Annotated in this window: 6 protein-coding genes; 5 read left to right on the forward strand and 1 reads right to left on the reverse strand. The window is 64.7% G+C overall.

What is annotated here, in order from left to right:
- The 5 genes from BKY26_RS15790 to BKY26_RS15810 form a co-directional block, all read left to right on the forward strand.
- Positions 1 to 616, forward strand: a 616-nt coding sequence (locus BKY26_RS15790) for a thiamine pyrophosphate-dependent dehydrogenase E1 component subunit alpha (protein WP_131541903.1), incomplete at its 5' end; no start/stop codon positions are given.
- Positions 617 to 628: 12 nt separating this feature from the next.
- Positions 629 to 1,624 carry an alpha-ketoacid dehydrogenase subunit beta gene (locus tag BKY26_RS15795; RefSeq protein WP_071691349.1) on the forward strand — a complete coding sequence of 332 codons (996 nt, stop codon included), beginning with the start codon at positions 629 to 631 and terminating at the stop codon, positions 1,622 to 1,624.
- Entirely contained in the window at positions 1,614 to 2,879 is a 1,266-nt protein-coding gene (locus tag BKY26_RS15800) for a biotin/lipoyl-containing protein (protein WP_071691350.1), read from the forward strand. The genes BKY26_RS15795 and BKY26_RS15800 overlap by 11 nt, the downstream gene beginning before the upstream one ends.
- Positions 2,880 to 2,896: 17 nt before the next feature.
- Entirely contained in the window at positions 2,897 to 4,327 is a 1,431-nt protein-coding gene (locus BKY26_RS15805) for an NAD-dependent succinate-semialdehyde dehydrogenase (RefSeq protein WP_071691351.1), read from the forward strand.
- A 9-nt stretch (positions 4,328 to 4,336) separates the two neighbouring features.
- Positions 4,337 to 5,242, forward strand: coding sequence for a 2-oxo acid dehydrogenase subunit E2 (locus BKY26_RS15810; RefSeq protein WP_071691352.1), 906 nt, complete (start codon positions 4,337 to 4,339; stop codon positions 5,240 to 5,242).
- A 107-nt stretch (positions 5,243 to 5,349) separates the two neighbouring features.
- On the opposite strand, the gene BKY26_RS20525 is transcribed toward BKY26_RS15810, so the two are convergent.
- Positions 5,350 to 5,730, reverse strand: a 381-nt coding sequence (locus tag BKY26_RS20525) for a hypothetical protein (RefSeq protein ID WP_211268003.1), incomplete at its 5' end; no start/stop codon positions are given.

Raw genomic sequence — 5,730 nt, forward strand, 5'->3', positions numbered from 1 at the left:
CTCCGCCAAACTGCTCGGCAAAGACGATGTGACCGTCTGTTTCTTTGGCGACGGCGCCACGGCGCAGGGGCTGATGTACGAGGTCATGAACATGGCCGCGCTATGGAACCTGCCGGTCATCTATGCCTGTGAAAACAACGGCTATTCCGAGTACACCAGAACCGACGAGATCGCTGCCGGCTCCATCACCGCCCGCGCCGAGGCCTTCGGCATCGAGGCGCATCAGGTGGACGGGCAGGACGTTCTCGCCGTCAATGCCCTGACCCAGAAGCTCGTCGACCGTGCCCGCAAGGGCGAAGGTCCGTTCTTCATGGAACTGATGACCTATCGCTATCACGGGCACCATGTGGGCGACATCAACCGCGAATACTACCGGTCCAAGGAAGAAGAGAAGGACTGGAAGGAAAACCGCGATCCGATCATCCGCTTCCGCTCCTGGCTGGTCGAGGAAGGCATCGCCAGCGAAGAGGATCTCGATGCGATGAATGCAGAGATCAAGCAGGACGCGGCGGACGCCGTGGAATACGCGCTGAACGCCAAATACCCGGACGTCTCCGAGGTGGACATGCATGTCTACACCGACATTGAACACGCGCTTGACCGCGACACGGCCTGAGGAGAAAGACACATGCGTAATATCACCCTGTCCCAGGCGGTAAACGAGGCGCTGGCCGAAGAAATGCGCCGCGACGAGACCGTCTTCATCATCGGCGAAGACGTGGCCGAGGCGGGCACGCCGTTCAAGGTGCTGTCCGGCCTGGTCGAGGAATTCGGCACCGCGCGCGTTGTCGACACGCCGATCGCCGAGCCGGGTTTCATGGGGCTGGCCGTCGGCGCCGCCATGACCGGTTCCCGCCCCGTGGTGGATCTGATGTTCGGCGATTTCATCTACCTGATCATGGATCAGCTCTGCAATCAGGCCGCCAAGACCCACTATATGTCAGGCGGCAAGTTGAGCGTGCCGCTGGTTTTGCGCACCAACCTGGGCGCGACCCGGCGGTCAGCCGCACAGCATTCGCAATCGCTTCATGCTTTGGTGGCCCATATCCCGGGTCTGAAAGTGGCGCTGCCGTCTTCGGCCTATGAGGCCAAGGGCCTGATGAAGACCGCGATCCGCGACAACAACCCGGTCGTGATCTTCGAAGACAAGCTGATGTACAACGACAAGGCCCCTGTGCCCGAAGAGGAATACCTGATCCCCTTCGGCGAGGCGAACATCAAGCGCGAAGGCACGGACATCACCCTGATCGGTACGTCCTCCATGGTGCAGGTCTGCGAGGCCGCCGCCGAGATGCTGGCCGCCGAGGGCATCAGCGCCGAGGTGATCGACCCACGCACCATCGTTCCGCTGGACGAAAAGGCGCTGATCGAGTCGGCCAAGAAGACCTCTCGCGTGATCGTGGTTGATGAAGGCCACCAGAGTTTCGGCATCACCGGCGAAATCGCGGGCCGGATCAACGAAAAGGCTTTCTATCACCTCGACGCGCCGGTGCTGCGCATGGGGGCGATGGACGTGCCGGTGCCCTTCAGCCCGGCGCTTGAGGATATCACCGTGCCGACGCCCGAAGCGGTGGCCGAGAATGCCCGCAAGCTCATGTCCGGGGAGATGATCCATGCCGCATGAGGTGATCATGCCCGCCCTCGGGATGGCGCAGGACACCGGCAAGATCGTGAGTTGGCTGAAACAGTCCGGCGACGCGGTCAAGGCGGGCGATGCGCTGTTCGAGGTGGAAACCGACAAGGCGACAATGGAGGTCGAATCTCCGGCGGACGGGTTCCTGACAGACGTGACCGCAGGCGATGGCGACGACGTGCCCGTGGGCTACGTGATCGCGCTGATCTCGGACACGGCGGAAGGAAGCGGTACAGCGGCCCCCGCCCCGGCGGCTGAAACCCCTGCCAGCGACGACCTGCCCGAGGGCACCGGCGTCATCATGCCCGCGCTTGGCATGGCGCAGGATGAAGGCGTGATCGTGGCCTGGCACAAGGCCCCCGGCGATGCCGTGGCCTCTGGCGATATCCTGTTCGAGGTCGAAACCGACAAGGCAACGATGGAAGTCGAGGCAGGCCATGAGGGCTTCGTCGCGGCGCTGCTGGCCGAGGCAGGCGAGGCCGCGCCCGTGGGCGAAGTCATCGCCATCATCTCTGCCGAGGCCCCGGCCAAACCCGTCAGCCGCAGCTGGTCAGGTGGCGCAAAACCAGCCCCTGCCCCGGTGAAGGAACAGGCCAAACCCGCGCCTTCCCCGAAACCCTCCGCCGAACCGGTGGCGAAGGCCGCCGCACCGGTTGCCACGGGGGGGCGTATCCTCGTCTCTCCCAAGGCCCGCCGGATCGCGCTGCAAGAAGGGCTGGACCTGCAAAGGCTCGTCGATGCTGGCCATCCACAGCCCTACCATGTTGCGGATCTGGAGGTGCTGAGAAACCTGCCCGACGCGACGGCCGAACCCACCCCGACCACAGCCGCCACCGCCAGCCGTCTCCTGACCGCCGAGGTTCCCGCCAAGGCTTTCGCGGATTTCTGTTCATGGGCCACTGAGGACACCGGCGCGCCAGTGGACCGCGCCGCGTTGCTGGCCCGCTTTGCCGCGGCGTCCCTTGGCGATCCGCTGGCGGCCATTGCTGTGGAATCCCATGGCCAAACCCGCGTGATGCCCGAGGATGCGGAACCGGCCCTGACCATCCGCGATCTTGCGGGATCACCCATCACGTCGGTCAATCTCGGGGCGGAAGCAACCCCGGTGTTGACCCTGACCGGCATGGGCGACACCCTGACCATCACGCTCGAATGTGCGCCCGGACAGCTCTCTGCCCCGCACGCGCTTTCCCTTATCGGCGGATTCGCCGGTCGGCTTGCCGAACCGCTCCGCCATCTGCTCTGACCCCCGCGAGGACCGACATGGAACACACCGATCTCTATATCAACGGCGAATGGCGCGAAGGTGCCGACAAGACCCGTTTCGACGTTCTGAACCCCGCGACAGAGGAGGTTCTGGCCTCTGTCGCCTCTGCCGAGCTTGCCGATGCCGACGCCGCCCTCGACGCAGCCGAGGCCGCGATGAAGGACTGGGCCGCACGCACCCCGCGCGAACGCTCCGAGGTGCTGCGCAAGGCCTGGGAACTGATGACCGCGCGGCTCGACTATTTCGCCAACCTGATCACGCTGGAAAACGGCAAGGCGGGCGTGGATGCCAAGGGCGAAGCCACCTATGCCGCCGAGTTCTTCCGCTGGTTCGCGGAAGAGGCCGTGCGCGCTGACGGGTTGATCACCCATGCCCCAGCATCGGGCGCGCGGATCATCGTGCAGCACAAGCCTGCGGGCCTTGCCGTGTTGGTCACGCCGTGGAACTACCCCGCCGCCATGGGCACCCGCAAGATCGCGCCCGCGCTTGCCGCTGGCTGTGGCGTCATCATCAAACCCGCCTCGGAAACCCCGCTGACCATGCTGGCGCTGATGCCGCTGCTGGAAGAGGCCGGCGTGCCTGCGGGCCTTGTGAACGTCCTGCCCTCGCGCCGCACCGGTGCGCTGGTCGATCACCTGATGCACGATCCGCGCGTGCGTGTGATCAGCTTCACCGGGTCCACCGGCGTGGGCCGCAAGCTGCTTAAAGGGGCCGCCGACCAGGTGCTGAAACCGGCGATGGAACTGGGAGGCAACGCGCCGTGCATCGTCTTCGAGGACGCCGACATGGACACGGCGATCGAGGGCACCATGCTGGCCAAGATGCGCAATCTGGGCGAGGCCTGCACCGCCGCCAACCGCATCTACGTGCACGAGGCCGTGGCCGAGGAATTCACCCGCCGCCTGACCGAGCGCATGGAAGCGCTCAAGGTGGGCGATGGCACCGATCCCTCCGTCGATGTCGGTCCGCTCGTCAATGCCGACACGCGCGACAAGGTGGCGGAGTTCGTCTCGGACGCGCTGGCCAAGGGCGCGAAACTGGAATGCGGGGGCGTGGTGCCGAACGGCAAGGGCTTCTTCTACCCGCCGACCGTGCTGTCGAACGTGCCGGAAACCGCCGATTGCGTGCAGGACGAGATCTTCGGCCCGGTCGCCGCGATCCAGACCTTCACCGATCAGGAAGACGTGATCGCCCGCGCCAACGATACCGAGTATGGTCTTGTCGCCTATGTGTTCAGCGAGGATATGAAGCGCGCGATCCAGGTCTGTGAGCGGCTGGAATACGGCATGGTTGGCCTCAACCGTGGCCTCGTCTCGGACCCCGCCGCACCCTTTGGCGGAGTGAAACAGTCGGGCCTTGGCCGCGAAGGCGGGCACGAGGGCATGCTGGAGTTCATGGAAACCCAGTATATCTCGGCCAGCTGGTAAGGGGGCATCATGGACATTCAGGCAAGCCCAAGCACCAAGCACTACGCCGCAAACAAGGGCGTCGATCTGGAAGCCGTGGCCAGGGCCACGGGCCGGACGACGCTTGGGCGCGAGGACGTGGACGCGCATCTGGGCGGGGGCGGCAATGCACCCGCAGCCGGCACCCCCGACGCCAGCCGCTACTGGGACGTGGATCATGCGGCCTATGGCCCGGTGACCGAGGAACCGATGTCGCGCATCGCGCAGATCGCCTCGGCCAACCTGTCGGCGGCGAACGCCATGATCCCGCAGGTCACGCATCACGACCGGACGGATATGCGCGCGGTCGAGGCCTTCCGAAAGACGCTGAAAGACGAGGGCGCGGCGCGCGGGGTGAAGATCACCGCACTGGCCTTTCACGTCATGGCACTGGCGCGAACGCTGCGCACCTTCCCGCGGTTCAACGCCTCGCTCACGGCGGATGGCGAAACGCTGGTGCTGAAAGATTACGTCCATATCGGCATCGCGGTCGATACGCCCCATGGCCTGATGGTGCCGGTCATCCGGGACGCCGACAGGAAGGGCCTGTGGCAGATTGCAGCCGATATCGCCGACCTTGCAGGCCGGGCGCAGGCAAGGAAGCTTTCGGGCGATCAGATGGGCGGCGGATCAATGTCGATCTCCAACCTCGGCGGCATCGGCGGCACGGCCTTCACGCCAATCGTGAACCCGCCAGAGGTGGCGATTCTTGGCCTGACCCGCACCGAAACCGTGCCGGTCTGGGAGAACGGAGACTGGTCCCCCGTTCCGATGGTGCCTCTCGATCTCAGCTACGATCACAGGGTCATCAACGGCGCCGACGCGGCACGTTTCCTGACCCACTACGCGCGCCTTCTAGCCGATCCGCGCCGAATGGTTCTGCCGACAGGTCACTGATCTCCAGCCCCTGTTCACGGTGCTGCACCGCACTACCGCCGTTGGCATCCCCGTCACGGAGTCCATAGGATGAGTCCGTCCGGGCAAAGCGGAACTGCGGTCGCGCATCAGGCCTTTCTCTGTGGCGATGACATGGAGGCTGGCAGGTCCGGCGCTGCGGGGAAGTTCAGACCCGTGTTGACAAAAGGGATTAACATCGTGCGCTGATCGTGAGTCAAGCTGGTATCTGCGATGGACACGAACTGATGCCAGACGACGGACTGAGCCAGCGCAGTCGCCATTGTTTCGAGCATCATGGCGGAGGCGCACTTTGAGCGCTCCATCCTTTTTGTCCGCGCCCCGAACGGACGCAAACCCTCCAACCAACACCTTGTTCCAGATGGCGTTTTCTGGATTGCACGAAAAGCCGCGACCTGCTTCTCGTGCTTCCACAGTGCTTCCACGGGCAAAGTCGGATCGCTAAACGGCCGCCCTTGGGCGTCGTGTAA

Origin of the sequence: Nioella sediminis, assembly GCF_001879695.1 — a bacterium.
In the GTDB taxonomy this organism is placed as follows: domain Bacteria; phylum Pseudomonadota; class Alphaproteobacteria; order Rhodobacterales; family Rhodobacteraceae; genus Nioella; species Nioella sediminis.

What these genes read in the sequence shown, in the direction of transcription:
- BKY26_RS15795 (WP_071691349.1), top strand. Translation starts at nt 629, where the DNA reads ATGCGTAATATCACCCTGTCCCAGGCGGTAAACGAGGCGCTGGCCGAA.
- BKY26_RS15800 (WP_071691350.1), top strand. Translation starts at nt 1,614, where the DNA reads ATGCCGCATGAGGTGATCATGCCCGCCCTCGGGATGGCGCAGGACACC.
- BKY26_RS15805 (WP_071691351.1), top strand. Translation starts at nt 2,897, where the DNA reads ATGGAACACACCGATCTCTATATCAACGGCGAATGGCGCGAAGGTGCC.
- BKY26_RS15810 (WP_071691352.1), top strand. Translation starts at nt 4,337, where the DNA reads ATGGACATTCAGGCAAGCCCAAGCACCAAGCACTACGCCGCAAACAAG.